19 protein-coding genes are annotated in these 19,252 nt (G+C 60.8%); 4 read left to right on the top strand and 15 right to left on the bottom strand.

Annotated features, from left to right (window positions below; translation table 11 throughout):
• Positions 1–186 precede the first annotated feature (186 nt).
• The 8 genes from CFII68_RS16620 to ppsA form a co-directional block, all read right to left on the bottom strand.
• Complete coding sequence (locus CFII68_RS16620; protein WP_018605656.1) at positions 187–1,221, bottom strand: OmpA family protein; 1,035 nt, start codon at positions 1,219–1,221, stop codon at positions 187–189.
• 107 nt (positions 1,222–1,328) lie between these two features.
• Positions 1,329–1,919, bottom strand: coding sequence for an RNA polymerase sigma factor SigX (gene sigX, locus CFII68_RS16625; RefSeq protein ID WP_018605654.1), 591 nt, complete (start codon positions 1,917–1,919; stop codon positions 1,329–1,331).
• Positions 1,920–2,010: 91 nt separating this feature from the next.
• A complete protein-coding gene (locus tag CFII68_RS16630) occupies positions 2,011–2,835 on the bottom strand; it encodes a mechanosensitive ion channel domain-containing protein (RefSeq protein ID WP_003199523.1) in 825 nt (274 codons plus the stop codon).
• A 2-nt stretch (positions 2,836–2,837) separates the two neighbouring features.
• Positions 2,838–3,083 carry a hypothetical protein gene (locus CFII68_RS16635; protein WP_014337331.1) on the bottom strand — a complete coding sequence of 82 codons (246 nt, stop codon included), beginning with the start codon at positions 3,081–3,083 and terminating at the stop codon, positions 2,838–2,840.
• 63 nt (positions 3,084–3,146) lie between these two features.
• Positions 3,147–4,142 (bottom strand): zinc transporter ZntB, encoded by a 996-nt coding sequence (locus tag CFII68_RS16640; RefSeq protein ID WP_018605650.1) that lies wholly within the window; start codon positions 4,140–4,142, stop codon positions 3,147–3,149.
• A 25-nt stretch (positions 4,143–4,167) separates the two neighbouring features.
• Positions 4,168–4,659 (bottom strand): ribonuclease E activity regulator RraA, encoded by a 492-nt coding sequence (gene rraA / locus CFII68_RS16645; protein ID WP_003199517.1) that lies wholly within the window; start codon positions 4,657–4,659, stop codon positions 4,168–4,170.
• Between the two features lie 126 nt (positions 4,660–4,785).
• The gene (locus CFII68_RS16650; RefSeq protein WP_033062593.1) at positions 4,786–5,775 is read right to left on the bottom strand and encodes an alpha/beta fold hydrolase; all 990 of its coding nucleotides are present in this window, start codon (positions 5,773–5,775) and stop codon (positions 4,786–4,788) included.
• Positions 5,776–6,011: 236 nt separating this feature from the next.
• Complete coding sequence (gene ppsA / locus CFII68_RS16655; protein ID WP_018605647.1) at positions 6,012–8,387, bottom strand: phosphoenolpyruvate synthase; 2,376 nt, start codon at positions 8,385–8,387, stop codon at positions 6,012–6,014.
• 184 nt (positions 8,388–8,571) lie between these two features.
• On the opposite strand from ppsA, the gene CFII68_RS16665 reads away from it, so the two are divergent.
• Positions 8,572–9,390 (top strand): pyruvate, water dikinase regulatory protein, encoded by an 819-nt coding sequence (locus CFII68_RS16665; RefSeq protein ID WP_014337326.1) that lies wholly within the window; start codon positions 8,572–8,574, stop codon positions 9,388–9,390.
• 133 nt (positions 9,391–9,523) lie between these two features.
• Here the strand turns inward: CFII68_RS16665 and CFII68_RS16670 are convergent, their stop codons facing one another.
• On the bottom strand, positions 9,524–10,369 hold the full coding sequence (locus CFII68_RS16670; protein WP_018605640.1) for a type 1 glutamine amidotransferase domain-containing protein: 846 nt from the start codon (positions 10,367–10,369) through the stop codon (positions 9,524–9,526).
• A gap of 102 nt (positions 10,370–10,471) precedes the next feature.
• On the opposite strand from CFII68_RS16670, the gene CFII68_RS16675 reads away from it, so the two are divergent.
• Positions 10,472–11,371 carry a LysR family transcriptional regulator gene (locus tag CFII68_RS16675; protein ID WP_018605638.1) on the top strand — a complete coding sequence of 300 codons (900 nt, stop codon included), beginning with the start codon at positions 10,472–10,474 and terminating at the stop codon, positions 11,369–11,371.
• Positions 11,372–11,492: 121 nt separating this feature from the next.
• Here CFII68_RS16675 and CFII68_RS16680 read toward each other — a convergent pair whose 3' ends face one another.
• The 4 genes from CFII68_RS16680 to CFII68_RS16695 all read right to left on the bottom strand — a co-directional run bounded on the left by CFII68_RS16680 (position 11,493) and on the right by CFII68_RS16695 (position 14,541).
• Complete coding sequence (locus tag CFII68_RS16680) at positions 11,493–11,720, bottom strand: MbtH family protein (RefSeq protein ID WP_018605637.1); 228 nt, start codon at positions 11,718–11,720, stop codon at positions 11,493–11,495.
• 84 nt (positions 11,721–11,804) lie between these two features.
• Positions 11,805–13,217, bottom strand: coding sequence for an aspartate aminotransferase family protein (locus tag CFII68_RS16685; protein WP_018605635.1), 1,413 nt, complete (start codon positions 13,215–13,217; stop codon positions 11,805–11,807).
• Between the two features lie 298 nt (positions 13,218–13,515).
• Positions 13,516–13,875, bottom strand: coding sequence for a PilZ domain-containing protein (locus tag CFII68_RS16690; protein ID WP_018605633.1), 360 nt, complete (start codon positions 13,873–13,875; stop codon positions 13,516–13,518).
• A gap of 291 nt (positions 13,876–14,166) precedes the next feature.
• Positions 14,167–14,541 carry a tol-pal system YbgF family protein gene (locus CFII68_RS16695; RefSeq protein ID WP_018605632.1) on the bottom strand — a complete coding sequence of 125 codons (375 nt, stop codon included), beginning with the start codon at positions 14,539–14,541 and terminating at the stop codon, positions 14,167–14,169.
• A gap of 142 nt (positions 14,542–14,683) precedes the next feature.
• On the opposite strand from CFII68_RS16695, the gene CFII68_RS27445 reads away from it, so the two are divergent.
• Positions 14,684–14,911 (top strand): hypothetical protein, encoded by a 228-nt coding sequence (locus CFII68_RS27445; protein WP_139213011.1) that lies wholly within the window; start codon positions 14,684–14,686, stop codon positions 14,909–14,911.
• 55 nt (positions 14,912–14,966) lie between these two features.
• On the top strand, positions 14,967–16,418 hold the full coding sequence (pyk, locus tag CFII68_RS16700) for a pyruvate kinase (protein WP_018605630.1): 1,452 nt from the start codon (positions 14,967–14,969) through the stop codon (positions 16,416–16,418).
• Between the two features lie 418 nt (positions 16,419–16,836).
• On the opposite strand, the gene CFII68_RS16705 is transcribed toward pyk, so the two are convergent.
• Both CFII68_RS16705 and CFII68_RS16710 read right to left on the bottom strand, forming a co-directional pair.
• On the bottom strand, positions 16,837–17,772 hold the full coding sequence (locus CFII68_RS16705) for an iron-sulfur-binding ferredoxin reductase (RefSeq protein WP_018605629.1): 936 nt from the start codon (positions 17,770–17,772) through the stop codon (positions 16,837–16,839).
• The gene (locus tag CFII68_RS16710) at positions 17,765–18,871 is read right to left on the bottom strand and encodes a diguanylate cyclase (protein ID WP_018605627.1); all 1,107 of its coding nucleotides are present in this window, start codon (positions 18,869–18,871) and stop codon (positions 17,765–17,767) included. The genes CFII68_RS16705 and CFII68_RS16710 overlap by 8 nt, the downstream gene beginning before the upstream one ends.
• Positions 18,872–19,252: the final 381 nt, after the last annotated feature.

The raw sequence follows: 19,252 nt of genomic DNA, 5'->3' as shown, positions 1-19,252 counted from the left end.
CCCTAAGTGGCCGTTACGCAAAAAATGGATATGTACTCAGTCAACAAAAGCCTGGCCGGCTGCAAGGCCGCCATCGCGAGCAAGCTCGCTCCCACAGGTTTTGCTTCGTCCGGCACAGACTGACTGATAAATCCCAGGCAAAGAAAAGCCCGGCCTAGGCCGGGCTTTTCCAAAGCTGTGGGCTAATTACTTAGCTTGAGCTTCAACCTGCGCTTCTACGCGACGGTTAACTGCACGACCAGCTTCAGTGGCGTTGTCAGCAACTGGGCGGGATTCGCCGTAGCCAACAGACTGAACGCGAGTCGATTCAACACCGTACTGGTTGGTCAGAACTTGCTTAACGGCGTTTGCACGACGCTCAGACAGTTTCTGGTTGTAAGCGTCAGGACCGACGGAGTCAGTGTGACCTTCAACAGTGGTGCTGGTCGATGGGTACTGCTTCATGAAATCAGCCAGGTTCTTGATGTCGCCGTAGCTGTTTTCTTTAACGACCGACTTGTCGAAGTCGAACTTGACGTCCAGCTCAACACGTACGACTTCAGCAACAGCTGGGCAGCCATCAGCGTCAACGGTTACGTTGGCTGGGGTGTCAGGGCACTTGTCGACGTTGTCGCACACGCCATCGTTGTCGCTGTCGGAGCAGACTTCAGCTGGTGCTGGAACTGGAGCAGCAGCAGGCTTGGAGCCGCCACCGAAGTTCACACCGATACCAACGCTAGGAGCCCACTCGGTGTCGCCCTGGTCGATGTTGTACTGAGCTTCAACGCCGGCACGGGCGTAGAAGTTGTCGGTGAAATACAGCTTGGCGCCGCCACCAACGTTGGCGAAGGTAGAACGGTTACGACCGTTGCTGCCATTCTGGTCGATGCTCTGGTCGGAGAAACCGGCAGAAACATAAGGACGCAGCATGTCGCCTGGGTTGTTGAAGTGGTACAGAGCGTCCAGAGCGGTGTTGGCGCCCTTGACGTTAGTGCCGTCTTCGGTACGTGCGTTGTGCACTTCGTCGTAGGCCAGACGCAGTTCAACGTCGTCGGTCAGGAAGTAACCAACCGAACCGCCGAACAGGTTGCCGTTGTTCTTGAAATCACGAGCGCTGTCGAACATTTCTTTCTTGGCGAAGCCTTCGATTTCAACTGCGCCTTGGCCTTGTGCCAGAGCGCCGAACGAAGTGGCAGCAATCAAAGAACCAATGGCAAAGCCCAAGGTGTTTTTCAGTTTCATCCGTTAAATCCCCATCTGGTGATTGTGAAGCAGTCCCGCAAACCGGGGGACAACTCGGCGGCAAGTCTATCAGAACTTGCCTACACGTAAGAGATATTTGCGCCGAACTAAGTTTCAGCAATGCCTGCAAATTTCTCACGCAATTTGTCAAGAGCACGCTTGTAACGCATTTTTGTCGCGCTCAAACCCATATGCATTATGTCTGCGATCTCCTGGAATTCCAGCTCTGCGACAAATCGTAGCACCAGAATTTCCCGATCGATCGGGTTCACATAGACCAGCCAGCGATCGAGTCCACCCTTTTCCTCGGGCTTGGGCGCCTTATCTTCCGACGCTTCCTCGAGAGGGTCCAGGCTCAACGCGTCCATCAAGCGACGCTTTCGCCGTTCCTTGCGGTACTGTGTGATGCATTCGTTGTACGTGATGCTATAAAGCCATGTCTTGAACTTCGATTTCCCCTCGAAGTTCTTCAGGCCATACAGCACCTTCAACATCACCTCCTGACAGACATCGTCAGCATCACGATCGTTCCCGAGATAACGTGCACAAACGTTAAATAAAGTTCTCTGGTAACGACGCATCAACTCTTCATAGGCGCGCGTTACGTGAAACAGCTCCGTATGCGCGCGCGCGACCAACTCCTCATCGGAGAGATCACGGGGTTCGTAGCGCGTGGATAGCGATTGGGGTTTGTTCAAAACAAGTCGGGCCGACAGTCTAGGTCAATGTGCGCCGCAGCCTGCGATATCGGGCATTTTGCGGCGGCATACATTAGCAGGGTTTGCCGGGTTAGCGGCTACTCACATGCTGTTCCAGCAGGATCCGATTGGAAAGCGACACCAACTCGCCCTCCTCGGTCAGCAATGTGGTCTTCACCGTGCCGATCTCTTCGATCTGGCCTTCGACCTCGCCAACACGCACTTGTTGCCCAACCTCATACAATTCACGCACATAGATTCCCGCCAGGATCTGACCGGCGATTTCCCGACTTCCCAACCCCATTGCCAGCGCAACCGCCAGACCAACGGTAATCAATACGATCACGATCACGTGGTTGAGCAGGTCAGTCTTGACCTCCAACTGGCTGATCGCCACCGAAATACTGATGATGATCACCAGGCCCTGGGCAATTCGCCCCACGCCAGCGGCGTAGTCCAGCCCAACGCCCTCGGCCGCACCGCGCACCAGCCCGTTGGCCAGTTGCGCCAGCAGAACGCCGACCAGCAACACCAGCGCAGCACCAAAAACCTTCGGCAAATACAGCGCAAGCATGTCAAGCGTAGCCGAAACTCGCTCAAGGCCAAGGGATTCTGCTGCGGAAACCAGGAAAATAAGCAGCACGAACCAATACACAATCTTGCCGACCAGGGTCGAGATCGGTACCTGGATGCCGCCTCGAGACAACAGTTTGGTCAGGCCGGTGCCACCCATCAGGCGATCGAGGCCCAATTTGGCGAGCAACTTGGACAGCAGCGTGTCCAGCAGCTTGGCCACGACAAAGCCCAGCAACAACACCACCAGGGCGCCGAAGAGGTTTGGGATGAAGTTAGCCACCTTGGTCCACAACGCAGTCATTGCCGTGACGAGGCTCTGGGTCCAGAGATCAAGTTCCATATTCAATCAGCCTTATCAGCGGTGCGAGTAACAGGTTTACGGCGGGAAACCGGCGAGACATGGGCCGATCCATTATTCAGGGCGATCATCAGCGCGGGCAACCAGCGGCCCAGCAGGCTGAAGAGATCGCCGGCGCCGACCTGGCGGTTGGCGGTTTTCAGTACACGCCCCAGGCATGCATCGTCGTCCCGGCTGGACGGCGAAGCCTTGAGCATGTCGCGCAAAGACTGTTCAAACGGATCGTGCATACGCACCTCTCGTGATGTCTGTGGAAGACGCGATCACATTTCGTCGGGTCACATGAAACCCCATCACACCCAGCGCAAACGGCGGAACAACAACCACTGCCCCGTCGCGACGCAGATCATCAGCAGGCAGGCGACCATGAAACCGTAGGGGCTTTCGGAAAACGGAATGCCACCGACATTGATACCCAAAAGGCCGGTGAGAAAACTCATCGGCAGGAAAATCCCGGTGATGATGCCGAAGCGGTACATGGTGCGGTTCATGCGCACCGACAGGCGCCGGTCTTCGGCCTCCAGCACAAGCCCCACGCGCTCTCGGGTCAATTCCAGCTCCTCGAGGTAACGGGTCAGGCTGTTGTTCAATTCGTTCCAGTAGTCGCCGTCATCGTCGAAAAACCACGGCAGCTTGAGCCGCGTCATCTGGCCGAAGATGTCCCGCTGTGGCGCCAGGAATCGCTTGAGCCCGGCAGCCCTTCGACGGATGTGCAAAATGGCGTCGTGCTCGGGGGTATACCGTTCGTCGGTATCGAGTTTTTCTTCCTCGCCATCGACGATTTCGGAGAGGCAGGTGACCAGGTCCTGCACCTTATTGGTGAGGTATTGCGCCATGTAGAGGATGAGTTCGGATGCCGTCTTCGGGCCCTTGCCCTCGGCCAGTTGTGCCAACAGCTCATCGGTGGCGCGCAACGGACGCAGGCGCAGGGAGATGACCCGCTGGGCGGACGCAAAGATCCGTACCGAGACCATGTCTTCAGGCTCGGCACCCGGGTTGAGGTTGATCCCCCGCAGGAACAGCAGCAATTCGGCGTTGGGCAACGGCAACAAGCGCGGCCGGGTGTTCTCTTCGAGCAGCAGGTCGCAGTTGAATTCGCTCAGGCCGCTGGATTTGCGCAGCCAGGTGTGGGTTTGCGGATGACTGCGATCCCAGTGCAGCCACAGGCTTTCATGGGCCTGCAACTGCAAATCGTCGAGTTCGGTCCGGGCTATGGAACGCGCGCCGCCTTTACCGTCCAGCACCAGGGCATGCACCAGCCCCCATTGCGCGTTTTCTTCCTCGAACATCCTCATCCCTTATGGCTGTACTGCTTCATTCAGGCATTTTCAGCGGGCTTGGCGAGACAATCACGCCGTTATTGTCCGCATAGACATACTCGCCCGGGCGAAACGTCACGCCGGCAAAGGTCACCGGCACATTGAGTTCGCCGACGCCGCGCCGGTCAGTCTTCATCGGGTGACTGGCCAGGGCCTGGACCCCGAGGTCGGTCTGGGCAATGATGTCGACGTCGCGGATGCAACCGTAGACCACCAGCCCTTCCCAGCCGTTTTTCGCGGCTTTTTCCGCCAGCATGTCCCCCAGCAGCGCCCGACGCAGGGAACCGCCGCCATCGACCACCAGCACCTTGCCGTTGCCCTTGAGTTCAACCTGCTCCTTGACCCGGGAGTTGTCCTCGAAGCACTTGATGGTCACGATTTCACCGCCGAAGGAATCGCGGCCACCGAAATTGCTGAACATCGGCTCCAACACCTGCACCAGTTCCGGGTAGGCGTCGCACAGGTCGGGCGTGAGGTAATGGTTCATCGAACAACTCCTGAAAGGCTGGAACGTCAGACTGAATGAGCAACCGTTTGTGACTGGAACCGCTTGAAGCGTCATATCTTAGCCGCAAGCCGACCAGAGCGAAATGCCCACGTCAGAGCCTTTCGCTTAAACCGCCTCGGCCAGGGCGGGCAGGTTTTCCAGCAACGGTGCCTGCTGATCTTGCAGCCAACGCGCCACCAGAGGCCAGACCTCAGCCTGTGCCGCCTTGCTGACCAGCATCTCGACGTGACCGAAATCGCCTTTGAAACCTTGTTCCCGGCCCAGGCAGACAAACTGTTTGTGCTCGGAACCGATCTGGTCAAAGAGCTTGCGGCACGCCCAGGTGGGGTCCTGATGATCGCCCGCGGCGCTCACCGCCAGCACCGGCAACCGGACATCGGCCAACCCGGCCCACCAGTTCTTCTCGGCATCGCCGAAACGCCCGAACAGGCCGTACCAGCGCATGCTTTCCAGGGCCAGGCCGATGGGCTCATCCTCGGGACCGCGCTTGAGCCTTGAGCCGGACAATTGGGCAAAACGCTTGAGGATGAAGCGGCCGCTCCATTCCACTGGCGGAATCTTCAGCGGCCAGTAGGTGCGGCTGACCTGGGTGCCAAAAAACGCCGCCGAAGCCACCGCCGGCTCGCCCAGGTAATGGCCGCCCAAGGCGGCCGCCAGGGTGATGCCACCCAGGGAATGACCGATCCAGTGGGGCACTTGCCCGCTCTGTTCACGCACGAAGGCGCCAATGGCCGGCAAGTCGTAGCGGGCGTAGTCGGCCACGCGATTGTGGCGATAACCCTGGTTGCGCTGGGACAACCCATGGCCGCGCATCTCGGGGATCCAGACATCGAACCCCAGGCGTGCCAGGTACGCCCCCAGGCCCAGGCCCTTGGGCGAATACCAGAAACGCCGATTGGAAAAACTGCCGTGCAACAGGATCACCGGGACCCCACGGTTTTCGCAGGCGTCGGCCATACCCAGCCGGGTGACGGCCAGTTCGACGCTGGCGTCCGGGCTGTTGCCGGGTTTCAAGCGATAGACGTCTTCGCTCAGATCACCGCGCCGCTCGGCGCTGATCAGGGCGACAGGAAAGAGGTTGCTGCTGCTTTGCATGATCTTCTTGCACAAAAAAGGGCGGCATCCTTGTGGAGCCCGCCCTACTTCAATCAAAAGGGGCCCGGCTAATGCCAGTCGGTTAAGCGCACCCCCTGTGGGAGCGGGCTTGCTCGCGAAGACGGCGGAACAGTCAACATTGATGTTGTCTGACACACCGCTTTCGCGAGCAAGCCCGCTCCCACAGGTTCTGCGTTTAACTGGCGGGCTTTAGTCGATCAGATCCCTTCACTCGATCAGACCGCCGCCTGACCCTCAGCCAGGAAGAACCAGGTTTCCAACACGGAGTCCGGGTTCAACGAAACGCTTTCGATGCCCTGCTCCATCAGCCACTTGGCCAGGTCCGGGTGGTCCGAAGGGCCCTGGCCGCAGATGCCGATGTACTTGCCAGCCTTGTTGCAGGCAGCGATGGCGTTGGCCAGCAGCTTCTTGACCGCCGGGTTCCGCTCGTCGAACAGGTGCGCGATGATCCCGGAGTCACGGTCCAGGCCCAGGGTCAGCTGGGTCAGGTCGTTGGAACCGATGGAGAAACCGTCGAAGAACTCGAGGAATTCTTCAGCCAGGATCGCGTTGGACGGCAACTCGCACATCATGATCACGCGCAGGCCATTGTCGCCACGGGCCAGGCCGTTTTCCGCCAGCAGGTCGACGACCTGGCTCGCTTCGCCCAGGGTCCGCACGAACGGCACCATGATCTCGACGTTGGTCAGGCCCATCTCGTTACGCACGCGCTTGAGGGCGCGGCATTCGAGCTCGAAGCAGTCGCGGAACGATTCGCTGATGTAGCGCGAAGCACCACGGAAGCCCAGCATCGGGTTTTCTTCTTCCGGCTCGTAGAGCTTGCCGCCGATCAGGTTGGCGTATTCATTGGACTTGAAGTCCGACAGGCGCACGATGACCTTTTTCGGCCAGAACGCCGCCGCCAGGGTGCTGATGCCTTCCACCAGCTTCTCGACGTAGAAACCGACCGGATCGTTGTAACCGGCAATGCGCTTGTCGACGCTGTCCTTGATTTCCTGCGGCAGGCCGTCGTAGTTCAGCAATGCCTTGGGGTGTACGCCGATCATGCGGTTGATGATGAATTCCAGGCGGGCCAGGCCCACACCGGCATTGGGCAACTGCGCGAAGTCGAAGGCGCGATCCGGGTTGCCGACGTTCATCATGATCTTGAACGGCAGGTCCGGCATGGCGTCCACGGAGTTCTTCTTGATGTCGAAGCCCAGTTCGCCCTCGAAGATGTAGCCGGTATCGCCTTCGGCGCAGGAAACGGTCACGCCCTGGCCGTCCTTGAGCAGTTGGGTGGCGTTGCCGCAACCCACCACGGCCGGGATCCCCAGTTCACGGGCGATGATCGCCGCGTGGCAGGTACGCCCGCCGCGGTTGGTGACGATGGCGCTGGCGCGCTTCATCACCGGTTCCCAGTCCGGGTCGGTCATGTCGGAGACCAGTACGTCGCCGGCCTGGACCTTGTCCATCTCCGAGACGTCCTTGATGATCCGCACCTTGCCCGCGCCGATGCGCTGGCCGATGGCACGGCCTTCCACCAGCACAGTGCCGGTTTCCTTGAGCAGGTAGCGCTCCATGACGTTGGCCTGGGTGCGGCTCTTCACGGTTTCCGGACGGGCCTGCACGATGTACAGCTTGCCGTCGTCACCGTCCTTGGCCCACTCGATGTCCATCGGGCACTTGTAGTGCTGCTCGATGATCATCGCCTGCTTGGCCAGCTCGCTGACTTCGGCATCGCTGAGGCAAAAACGCGCGCGCTCGGCCTTGTCCACATCGACGGTCTTCACCGAACGGCCGGCCTTGGCTTCGTCGCCGTAGATCATCTTGATGGCCTTGCTGCCCAGGTTGCGGCGCAGGATGGCTGGACGACCGGCTTGCAGCGTGCCTTTGTGGACGTAGAACTCATCCGGGTTCACCGCGCCCTGCACGACGGTTTCACCCAGGCCGTAGGCGCCGGTGATGAACACCACGTCACGGAAGCCCGACTCGGTGTCGAGGGTGAACATCACGCCGGCAGTGCCGGTTTCGGAGCGGACCATGCGCTGCACACCGGCGGACAGGGCGACCAGCTTGTGGTCGAAGCCCTGGTGCACGCGGTAGGAAATGGCACGGTCATTGAAAAGGGAGGCGAAGACTTCCTTGGCGGCACGGATGACGTTTTCCACGCCACGGATGTTCAGGAAGGTTTCCTGCTGGCCGGCGAAGGAGGCATCCGGCAGGTCTTCGGCGGTGGCCGAGGAACGCACGGCGACGGCGATGTCCGGATTGCCTTCGGACAACTTGGCGAACGCGGTGCGGATCTCGGCGTTCAGTTTCTCGGGGAACTCGGCGTCCATGATCCATTGGCGGATCTGGGCACCGGTCTTGGCCAGGGCATTGACGTCATCGACGTCCAGGGCATCGAGCGCATCGTGGATCTGCTTGTTCAGGCCGCTCAGTTCCAGGAAATCACGATAAGCCTGGGCGGTCGTGGCGAAGCCACCTGGCACCGATACACCGGCACCGGCGAGGTTGCTGATCATCTCGCCCAGGGATGCGTTCTTGCCCCCCACATGCTCCACATCATGGACGCCGAGCTTATCGAGGGAAACTACGTACTCTACCAAGGTGATCTCTCCACTAACTGTGTTGGAAAAGCTCAAGGCACCGGCGGCTCCAGGGGAGCGATGACCGGCGATATGGCCTGGACCTGGAAAATAAGTGAGAATGCGGACCACTGGCGGCCGGCAAATCGCGCCTATCATATCCAAGAATCGTCACTAGCTCACTAGCTTAAGGCCCAAGGCGCAAATGAAACGATCTGCTTTCTTTATCTCCGACGGCACCGGCATCACGGCCGAAACGCTAGGCCAAAGCCTGTTGGCACAATTCGAAAACATTACCTTCGCCAAGTTCATACGTCCGTACATCGACAACGTCGACAAGGCGCGGGCCATGGTACAGCAAATCAATAAAGCCGCCGAAACCGACGGTTTCCGCCCGATTATCTTCGATACCATCGTCAATCAAGACATCCGTGAGATTCTCGCAACGTCCAATGGTTTCATGATCGACATTTTTTCCACGTTCCTGGCGCCCCTGGAACAGGAACTGAGCGAGCACTCGTCCTACTCGGTCGGCAAGTCCCATTCCATTGGCCACAACTCCAACTACATGGAGCGGATCGAGGCGGTCAACTTCGCGCTGGACAACGATGACGGGGCCCGCACGCATTATTACGACAAGGCCGACCTGATCCTGGTGGGGGTGTCGCGCTGTGGCAAGACACCGACGTGCCTGTACATGGCGATGCAGTTCGGCATCCGTGCGGCCAACTATCCGCTGACCGAAGACGACATGGAGCGCCTGCAACTGCCCAGCGCCCTGCGCGCCCACCAGCACAAGCTGTTCGGCCTGACCATCGACCCGGACCGCCTGACCGCGATCCGCAACGAGCGCAAGCCCAACAGCCGCTATTCGAGCTATGCCCAGTGCGAGTTCGAAGTGCGCGAGGTGGAAAACCTGTTCCGGCGGGAGAATATTCCGCACATCAATTCCACGCATTTTTCCGTGGAAGAGATTTCGGCGAAGATCCTGGTGGAGAAAGGGGTGGAGCGGCGGTTCAAATAAATCCCAGGCACATCTTGAAACCTGTGGGAGCGGGCTTGCTCGCGAAAGCGGTGTGTCAGACAACATCAATGTTGACTGCTCCGCCGTCTTCGCGAGCAAGCCCGCTCCCACAGGGGTTGCGGTGTTTGGTGGATCAGAGCTTCAACCGCTTGACCAACACCTGCCCCACCTCCAGCGCCGACGCCGGGTTCTGGCCGGTGATCAACTCCCGGTCCATGACCACATGGGGCATCCATGGCGATGTGTTGCTGCTGTAGTGCCCACCGGCCTGCTCCAACGCGGTTTGTGGATAGAACTTCATGCTCCCGCCGCCCAGAAGCCCCTTGGCCAGTTCTTCTTCCTGATTGCTGATCACCGTCATCTTGTACCCGGCGTAGATCCAGTCGGCCTTGGCCGAGGCCTGGCCTTTGGCGGCCAACTGGTCGACGAAGCCCCTGGCATCGGGCAGGGTCGACAGCAGCGCTATCGGCCCGTGGCAGACCAGCGCGGTGGTCTTGCCCTTGTCATGAAAATGCGTCAGCACCCGTCCCAGCGGTGCGCTGGTCAGCAAATCCTGCATCGGCGCGTGCCCGCCGGGGATGTACAGGGCGTCGAACCGCCCCAGGCCGATCTGCTCGACACGGGCCAGGCTGATCACCGGTGAGTCCTTGGCCGAGGTGATGTTCAACTGCGCCAGCAACGCCTGGTAGCGCTCCAGCTCCGCCGAGTCATTGTTGAAGTACATCTTGTCCACCGAGGAACGGTCCAGCGTCGGCGCCTTGCCCTCGGGCGTTGCGAACGTCACCTGGTGACCCGCCTCCAGCAACAGTTTCACCGGTTGCAGCAATTCGTTGAGGTAAAAACCGGTGGAGAAGACCTGGCCATTTTTCAGATCCAGATGATCGGCGTCCGACAGGACCACCAGCACGTTATCGGCATGGGCCGCGACGCTGATGCCTGCCAGAACGACAGACGTTGCCAGGGTAGTGAGCTTTTTCATGATGACTCCAGAACGCTTCGATAAAAGATGGCTCACTGTATTGATGCGCTTACCGGCGATAAACTGGCCGCCCGGAACATCACCTGGCCTCTGGAGGCAACAATGGCCCGTCGTTTCGATCATCTGGCGGACGTGGAAGCCTTCGTCACGGTCGTGGAAAAAGGCACCCTCAGCGCCGGCGCCGTGGCGCTGGGGACCACGCCTTCGGTCCTGAGCCGCGCCATCTCCCGCCTCGAAGCCCGGCTTGGGGTGCAATTGTTGCGACGCACGACCCGGCGGCTGAACCTGACCGATGCCGGCACGTTGTACCTGGAACAGTCGCGCTCGGCCTTTGCCCTGATTGACGATGCCGAGCGGCGGATCCAGGGCCAGGACGGTGTCCTGACCGGTCGCGTACGCCTGAGCGTGCCGACTACCTACGGTCATTACCGCCTGCCGTCGCTGCTGTCGCGTTTCGCCCAGGCGTGCCCGCAAGTGCGGGTCGAGCTGAGCATCACCAACCGCAATGTCGACCTGGTGGCCGAGGGGTATGACCTGGCGATCCGCCTCGGGCCATTGCCGGACAGCGGGCTGGTCGGCCGCAAGCTCGAAGACGCCCGCCTTTGCCTGGTGGCCGCGCCGCACTACCTGGCACGCGCCGGAATGCCCCGGCACGTCGATGAACTGGCTGCACACGCCTGCCTGCCCTTCGTGATGCCCAGCAGCGGACGCATCGCCCCCTGGCTGTTTCGCGAAAATCATCAAGATCGGGAATGGCTGCCGGTGGGCAATGTGCAGGTGTCCGACGATGTATTGGGCATCGTGTCCCTGGCCCAGGCCGGGATGGGGATCTGCCAGACCTATGAATTCATTGTCCGGGAGCGAATCGAGCGCGGGGAACTGGTGGCTTTGCTGGAAGACTTCGGCGGACGCAGCCGGCCGTTTTCAGTGATCTACCCGCCGCACCGACAACTGCCGGCGGCGGCACGGGCGTTGATTGATTTTTTGATGGGTGAATCTTGAACACACGCAACATGTGGGAGCGGGCTTGCTCGCGAAAGCGGCGTGTCAGGCAATAACTGGCTAACTGACAGACCGCCTTCGCGAGCAAGCCCGCTCCCACAAAAAGCATCCCATATCGGCTTTAGTTAAGCACTGCCGCCTGCTCTTCCATCTTCTTGCGCAGGCTCAGCGGGCGCATGTCGGTCCAGACTTCTTCGATATAGGCCAGGCACTCCTTCTTGAACCCGCTTTTGCCGACGGTACGCCAGCCTTCGGGCACGGCCTTGTAGTCCGGCCAGATCGAATACTGTTCTTCGTGGTTGACCACGACCTGAAAGACGATGTCCTCGCGGTCGAATACTGAAGTCATGGGTGTCTCTCCATCTTTGCTCGAGGTTCGCTGCGGCGCATGCGCAGCCAGGATATGAAAGGAACGTACGGGGCCGGGTGAAAATTAGGCCGCGGCAACCGCCGCCTGCAGGGCTCGCCCGAAAATTTCGGCGACCCGGTCGATTTCCGCCCTTGTGATAATCAGCGGCGGCAGGAACCGCACCACGCCGCCCTGCCGGCCACCCAGCTCAAGGATCAGCCCGCGCTTGAGGCATTCACGTTGCAGCCGTGGCGCCAGCCATGCGTGCACCGGCGGATGGCCCAGGGCGTCGGGTTTACCCGCTGGGTCCACCAGTTCGACGCCGAGCATCAACCCGCGACCGCGGATATCGCCCAGTTGTGGGAAGTCTCGCTGCAGGATGCGCAAGTGCTCGCTCAAGCGTTCGCCCATGGCGGCGGCGTGGGCCGGCAAGTCGTGCTCCTGCAGATAGCGCATCACTGCGGAACCGGCGGCCATGGCCATCTGATTGCCACGGAAGGTCCCGGCGTGAGCACCCGGCAGCCAGGTGTCGAGCCAATCGCGATAAACCACCACCGCCAGCGGCAGGCTGCCACCGATGGCCTTGGACAGCACGACCACGTCCGGGATGATCCCGGCGTGCTCGAACGCAAACATCTTGCCGGTCCGGCCGAAGCCGCTCTGGATTTCGTCGACGATCAACGCCACCCCCGCCTGCTCGGTGATCCGCCGCAAACCGCGCAGCCAGTCCAGGTCGGCAGGAATGACCCCACCCTCGCCCTGCACCACTTCGACGATGACGGCTGCCGGCAATTGCACACCGGCCTCGGGGTCATTCAACAGGTTTTCCAGGTAATGCAGATTGGCCTTCACGCCCGCCACACCGCCCAGCCCGAACGGGCAGCGGTAATCGTAGGGGTATGGCATGAACTGCACGCCGCTGCTGAGCAAGGCGCCCAAGGGTTTCTTCGGCCCCAGGCTGCCCATCAGGCTCAACGCCCCTTGGCTCATGCCGTGATAACCGCCCTGGAACGACAGCACGGTGCTGCGGCCGGTGGCGGTGCGCACCAGCTTGAGGGCCGCTTCCACCGCATCGGTACCGGTGGGGCCGCAGAACTGGATCTTCGCCTGGGCGGCCAGCTCTGCCGGCAACAAGCCGAACAGGTCCTGGACGAAGCGGTCCTTGACCGGCGTGGTCAGGTCCAGGGTATGCAAGGGCAGCTCATCGGCCAGCACCCGCTGGATCGCTTCGATCACCACCGGATGGTTATGCCCCAGCGCCAGTGTGCCAGCGCCGGCCAGGCAATCGATGAAGGTGCGCCCCTCGACGTCCTCGACATACAGCCCCTTGGCACGCTTGAGGGCCAGGGGAATCCGCCGTGGGTAGCTGCGGGCATTGGACTCCTGCCGACTCTGGCGGGCCAGCAGCGGCGACTCATTGAACTGGTAGAGCGTCTCGGCCGGCGCAGGACTGACCCGGGCCGGCTGTGCTTCGATAAGACTGTTGGCGACTGACATCCCTCGACCCCGCAATACACTGAAGTAATGACCCAACGACACACCGCACAGGTGCATCTCCGGTCGGAGCGCACATGCAGGTTTCCTGTTGTGGAAACGCATCAGCAATGCAGGGATTTACTCTCGGGCAGAACTTTCTCCGTCAGCGCGATCAGTGGTTTGTCCTTGAAGCCTGTGGGAGCAAAGCTTGCTCGCGATGCAGGCACCTCGGTCTGACTAGCGGCCAAGGTGATGCCATCGCGAGCAAGCTTTGCTCCCACAGAGGTATCAACCAGGCTGGTTATTCCATAGCCCGATCTCAGGCCGATTCCGGCAACGGATAAAAACTGAAATATTGCTGCAATGCGCTGATCAGTTGCCCGTACTCCGGCGGCGCCCATTTCAGGCTGAAACCGGCGTCGAAATGCTGCGGCGTCACGTCTTCGCGGCACCACAGGCAATTGGCCCTGAGCACAATGTTCTGCTGCGGTCCCTCATCGGCAGGGATTTTCAGGAGCAGGTCAAAGTCCGCGCCGACCATCAACGGTAAATGGCTGATCAGCATCAGGCCATCTGCAGAAACGTTGCCCAAAAAACCGATGGGCTTGCCGTTGACGCCATTGAACACTCTCAGGAAACACGGCAGCTGATGCCGTTCGATTCGCCGTTTTTTGTACATGTCCTGTATCGCTTTTTGAACGACCCCGAATCGGGGCAACCTAATACTTCGGAACGAGCACACGTCAGCTCGCTCTCCCCGATCCCGGTGCCAGACGCTCGCAAGCGTTCAGGCCCTAGTGCTGCCGGTCACAGGTGCCGCTTGAAGTTAGAGATTTAGCTCTAATGACGATTTGTACAAATATAGCTCAAGGTGGTGTGGCGGCCAGTCCTTGCGCAAACCTTTCATAAACAAAAACACGCCAGGCGCTTGTGGCCGGGGATCGCCCCGGCCAATGGCTTGGTGAGCCTGTCAGGACGCCGACGGGCGGATCGCCGACGCGCTGCGGGTCGGGTAATGGCCCAGGCTCTGCAGGGTCTCGAGCCGAGCGCGGGCGCGGAAGGCGTATTCACTGTTAGGGTATTGCACGATGATGAACTGGTAGGTCTGCGCCGCATCGACAAACAGCTTCTGCCGTTCCAGGCACTGGCCGCGCAGCATCGAGACTTCCGGCTGCATATAGCGGCGGGCACGGCTGGCGCGGTCGACCTGGGACAGTTCGAGCATGACCTGCTCGCAATTGCCGCGTTCATAGGCCTTGTAGGCCAGGTTCATGTGATGGTTCATCGACCAACGGGTGCAGCCCGTGACGCTCAGGGCCAGGGCAACAAAAAGCACGAATCGCATGGGAGGTTCTCCTGTCTTGAGCTCTGTATCGACCTGGCTGGGAAAATCTTCAGCCTGAAAATGGACCGGACGCTGTCCCTCTGGCAAGGGGAATGATGAGCTATGGGAACTGGATGGGAATGATGGCCTGGGGAGCAGAGATGTGAATGAAGACCTGTGGGAGCAAGGCTTGCCCGCGATGGCACACTCGAGATCGCCATCGCGAGCAAGCTATGCTCCCACAGATCATCCACCACACCAGCAAGCCTTGCTCCCACAGATCATTCCAGCTCACCACCAAGCTGTACTTGAAAGCTCATCCAAGGCGCAAAAATTTTCAGGAATGTTCATTTCGAAAAACAAACGAAAAAGTAGTGCATATGAACAATGACTACACCCAAAGAGCATAGTAGCCTTCGCTGGCGCTTGAACTTGAGGAGTCTTGCATGTCCGTCCGTCGCACCAAAATCGTCGCTACCCTTGGCCCGGCCAGTAATTCGCCGGAAGTTCTCGAACAGCTGATTCTGGCTGGCCTGGACGTTGCCCGCCTGAATTTCTCCCACGGTACCCCCGACGAGCACAAGGCTCGTGCCAAGCTGGTGCGCGACCTCGCCGCCAAGCACGGCCGCTTCGTTGCCCTGCTGGGTGACCTGCAAGGCCCGAAGATCCGTATCGCCAAATTCGCCAACAAGCGCATCGAGCTGAAGATCGGTGACGCCTTCACCTTCTCCACCAGCCATCCGCTGACCGAAGGCAACCAGCAAGTGGTCGGCATCGACTACCCGGACCTGGTCAAGGACTGCGGCGTGGGCGACGAGCTGCTGCTCGACGACGGTCGCGTGGTGATGCGCGTCGAAACCGCCACCGCCACTGAACTGCACTGCGTCGTGACCATCGGCGGCCCGCTGTCGGACCACAAAGGCATCAACCGTCGCGGCGGTGGCCTGACCGCACCGGCCCTGACCGAAAAAGACAAGGCCGACATCAAGCTGGCCGCGGAAATGGAAGTCGACTACCTGGCCGTGTCCTTCCCACGTGACGCCGCCGATATGGAATACGCCCGTCAACTGCGCGACGAAGCCGGCGGTACTGCCTGGCTGGTGGCCAAGATCGAACGCGCCGAAGCGGTGGCCGACGACGAAACCCTCGATGGCCTGATCAAGGCATCCGACGCCGTGATGGTGGCCCGTGGTGACCTGGGCGTGGAAATCGGCGACGCCGAGCTGGTGGGCATCCAGAAGAAGATCATCCTGCACGCACGCCGCCACAACAAAGCGGTGATCGTCGCGACCCAGATGATGGAGTCGATGATCCAGAACCCGATGCCGACCCGCGCCGAAGTGTCCGACGTAGCCAACGCCGTACTCGACTACACCGACGCCGTGATGCTCTCGGCCGAAAGCGCCGCCGGCCTCTACCCGCTCGAAGCGGTGCAGGCCATGGCACGCATCTGCATCGGCGCTGAAAAGCACCCGACCAGCAAGACCTCCAGCCACCGCATCGGCAAGACCTTCGAGCGTTGCGACGAGAGCATCGCCCTGGCGACGATGTACACCGCCAACCACTTCCCGGGCGTGAAGGCGATCATCGCCCTGACCGAAAGTGGCTACACGCCGCTGATCATGTCGCGCATCCGTTCCTCGGTGCCGATCTACGCGTTCTCCCCGCACCGCGAAACCCAGGCGCGCGCGTCGATGTTCCGTGGTGTCTACACCGTGCCGTTCGACCCGGCCGCCCTGCAACCGGGCGAAGTCAGCCAGGCGGCGGTGGATGAACTGGTCAAGCGCGGCGTGGTGCAGACCGGCGACTGGGTCATCCTGACCAAGGGCGACAGCTACCACACCATCGGCGGCACCAACGGGATGAAAATCCTGCACGTTGGCGACCCGATGGTCTGAGTGACCGAGCGCTGAAAAACAAAAGCCCTGCCATGTGAATGGCGGGGCTTTTTGGTTTTTGCCTGCAAGAAATGTGGCACTTGGACTGGCCCCATCGCGAGCAAGCTTTGCTCCCACAGTTCGGCCGGCGTACACATCTCACCTGTGGGAGCGGGCTTGCTCGCGAAGGCGTCGGCCCATTCAAAATGGATGCAAGCTGACCCACCGCTTTCGCGAGCAAGCCCGCTCCCACAGGGGTTTTGTGTTGAACACATTATTCGTGAACACCACAGACCTACTGTGGGAGCAAAGCTTGCTCGCGATGGGGCCAGTCCAGGCGCTGCAAAACCCAATGCCTGTTGATAAACCCCGACAACGCGGCTACCTGCCTGCCCTCTTCTTCAATCACCTTGCGCAACTGTTCCCGGTCTGGAAACGCTCAACCACGGGGCAGGAAGACGTCGGCCAGCAGTTGATTGCGCGGCAAGCCGGCCAGGTACAAGCGCTTGGCAAAGGCCTCGACCCGGTCGGGATGGCCGCAGAGCAAGGCTTGGGTTTGCCGCGAAACAAGCCGCAGTTGCGCCAAGGCGGACGGCGCCTCGGCTGCGCTCAGCAGCTCCACGGTGAGGTTTTGATGCTTGGCCGCCAGCGCCGCCAGGGGTTTGGCCAGGTAATGCCCGGTCGCATCATGGGCCACGTGAATAAGGCGAATCGCGCCTTGATGCTGCTGGCGCAACGCTTCGCGCAGCAAGCCAAACAACGGCGCCAGGCCGGTGCCGGCGGCGAGCAGCCACAGCGGCCTGTCGTGCCAGTCGGGGTCGTAATGCAGGGCACCGCCGCGCAACTCGCCCAGGCGGATCGGATCACCGGCCTTCATCTGCCGGGCCGCATCAATGAATTGGCCGGGCTCGCGGCAATCGAGGTGGAACTCCAGGAACCGGTCTTCCTCGGGCAGGCTCGCCAGGGAATACGGCCGGGCCACGTCACCAGCCCACAGCACCAGGTGCTGCCCGGCCTGATAACGCAGCAACCGCTCGGGGGTGATGCGCAAGCGCAGCACCTCGCCACCGAGCCAATCCACCGCGGCTACGTGAGCAGCCTGGCCGTCGCGTTGGGGGTCGAAGGTGTGGATCTGCACATCCTCGACCACCTGGCATTGGCAGGCCAGCCGCCAGCCCTGGTCGCGTTGCACCGGGTTCAAGGCGTCGGGACGACTGTCGCGCACATCACCGCCCACACACTGCACCAGGCACGCGTGGCAGCTGCCGGCGCGACAACTGTAGGGCACCGCCACACCGGCGCCGTTCAACACGTCCAGCAGGTTACTGCCCGCCGCCACCGTCCATTGCCGACCGGCGACTGTCAGTTCAGGCATCGACGTTCTCCCAGGCGGCGGCGCACCGATTGCGGCCGTCTCGCTTGGCACGGTACAGGGCCTGGTCGGCACGCTGCAACGCGTTGTCCAGGTCATCGCCCATTTCCAGCATCGTCATGCCCGCCGACAAGCTGAGGGCGCCGACCTGCAGGCCGATCAGCTCGACTTCAGTGAACGCCAGCCGCAGCCGCTCGCAGCAGGCAGTCAGGCGCTGGGGGTCACAAGCAGGCAGCAGCATGACGAATTCCTCGCCGCCATAACGGGCCAATACATCGCCCTCGCGCAGACACGCCGTGGCGACCGCGGCAAATGCCTGCAGCACCTGGTCGCCAGCAGCGTGGCCGTGCAGGTCGTTGATGCGCTTGAAATGGTCGAGATCGATCAGGGCCAGGCCATGGGCGATGCCGGGCCTGAGGGTGTTGAGTTCGCGCGAAGCGAGGCGCAGGAAGTGCCGGCGATTGAACAGCCCGGTCAGCTCATCGGTGGCCACCAGGTCTTCGAGCTGGCGCATCATCCCGCGCAAGGTGTCCTGGTGCGCCTGCAGGGCAAACCGCCGCTGGCGCATGCGCTGGCGTGAGGTCTGGACGTAGCGGGCGTAGAACACCAGCCACACCAGCACGAGAAACAGCACGGCCACCTGCAACCCGGCCAAGGTGGGATCGGGAAGTCGGAAGAAGTAACCGTCCCACAGGGTAATAGCGGTGAAGCTGATAAACACCAGCGTCGCGCAGCGCACAAAGGCCCGGCGTGACAGGTGAAACAGCCCGAACAGCAGGATCAATACATAAAACACCAGGAACACGCCCCGAGCCTGGTCCAGATGCGCCATCATCCAGGTTTGCCAGCCCAGGCCGATCAACACCTGCGCTTCGGTAAGGCTGGGGTCGGCGAAGCGCAGGTTACGGTCGGTGATAAACAGCGCGAACAGTCCGGCCTGGCACAGCACCACCAACACGCTGCCGATGATGACATCGCGCAACGAATCGAGGTAATGACCACTGAAAAATGCCAGCCACAACAAAACCAGTGCCAGCGCGTACGTCGCGGCCGCCAAAGCGAAGCGTTTCAGCAAAAGACGTTGAATGGCGTTATGGGTCAATCGTTGACTCACCATGGGAAAGGAAACTGACAGGAGGCGTCCTACGCTACAGGCCAGACGCCACTTTAGTGGCGTGTAGGACAAATGACCATTCAATTCTGGAGCAGAAAAATGGCGTCAAAGCAATGGCCTAGATTGACGCAGTGGTTTGAGGCCTGACACATAGCCTGCACATCGCCCTGTTGGGCTGTGGGAGCAAGGTTTCTGTGGGAACAAAGCTTCTGTGGGAGCAAAGCTTGCTCGCGATGCAGGCGCCTCGATTCCCCGGGAGACCGCGTTGTCTTCATCGCGGGCAAGCCTTGCTCCCACAGAAGCCTTGCCCCCACAGAAGCTTTGCTCCCACAGCCTTGCTCTCACAGCTCGCTCCCACAGGGGGCCGGC

The organism is Pseudomonas sp. CFII68 (assembly GCF_000416195.1).
In the GTDB taxonomy this organism is placed as follows: domain Bacteria; phylum Pseudomonadota; class Gammaproteobacteria; order Pseudomonadales; family Pseudomonadaceae; genus Aquipseudomonas; species Aquipseudomonas kilonensis.
Note: the sequence above shows the minus strand (reverse complement) of the source record. Positions and strands in the feature narration are given on the sequence as shown.

Bases quoted from the DNA above. Each gene is read 5' to 3' on its own strand.
- CFII68_RS16620 (WP_018605656.1), bottom strand. From the start codon at position 1,221: ATGAAACTGAAAAACACCTTGGGCTTTGCCATTGGTTCTTTGATTGCT.
- CFII68_RS16630 (WP_003199523.1), bottom strand. From the start codon at position 2,835: ATGGAACTTGATCTCTGGACCCAGAGCCTCGTCACGGCAATGACTGCG.
- CFII68_RS16635 (WP_014337331.1), bottom strand. From the start codon at position 3,083: ATGCACGATCCGTTTGAACAGTCTTTGCGCGACATGCTCAAGGCTTCG.
- CFII68_RS16640 (WP_018605650.1), bottom strand. From the start codon at position 4,142: ATGTTCGAGGAAGAAAACGCGCAATGGGGGCTGGTGCATGCCCTGGTG.
- rraA (WP_003199517.1), bottom strand. From the start codon at position 4,659: ATGAACCATTACCTCACGCCCGACCTGTGCGACGCCTACCCGGAACTG.
- CFII68_RS16650 (WP_033062593.1), bottom strand. From the start codon at position 5,775: ATGCAAAGCAGCAGCAACCTCTTTCCTGTCGCCCTGATCAGCGCCGAG.
- CFII68_RS16665 (WP_014337326.1), top strand. From the start codon at position 8,572: ATGAAACGATCTGCTTTCTTTATCTCCGACGGCACCGGCATCACGGCC.
- CFII68_RS16670 (WP_018605640.1), bottom strand. From the start codon at position 10,369: ATGAAAAAGCTCACTACCCTGGCAACGTCTGTCGTTCTGGCAGGCATC.
- CFII68_RS16675 (WP_018605638.1), top strand. From the start codon at position 10,472: ATGGCCCGTCGTTTCGATCATCTGGCGGACGTGGAAGCCTTCGTCACG.
- CFII68_RS16680 (WP_018605637.1), bottom strand. From the start codon at position 11,720: ATGACTTCAGTATTCGACCGCGAGGACATCGTCTTTCAGGTCGTGGTC.
- CFII68_RS16685 (WP_018605635.1), bottom strand. From the start codon at position 13,217: ATGTCAGTCGCCAACAGTCTTATCGAAGCACAGCCGGCCCGGGTCAGT.
- CFII68_RS16690 (WP_018605633.1), bottom strand. From the start codon at position 13,875: ATGTACAAAAAACGGCGAATCGAACGGCATCAGCTGCCGTGTTTCCTG.
- CFII68_RS16695 (WP_018605632.1), bottom strand. From the start codon at position 14,541: ATGCGATTCGTGCTTTTTGTTGCCCTGGCCCTGAGCGTCACGGGCTGC.
- pyk (WP_018605630.1), top strand. From the start codon at position 14,967: ATGTCCGTCCGTCGCACCAAAATCGTCGCTACCCTTGGCCCGGCCAGT.
- CFII68_RS16705 (WP_018605629.1), bottom strand. From the start codon at position 17,772: ATGCCTGAACTGACAGTCGCCGGTCGGCAATGGACGGTGGCGGCGGGC.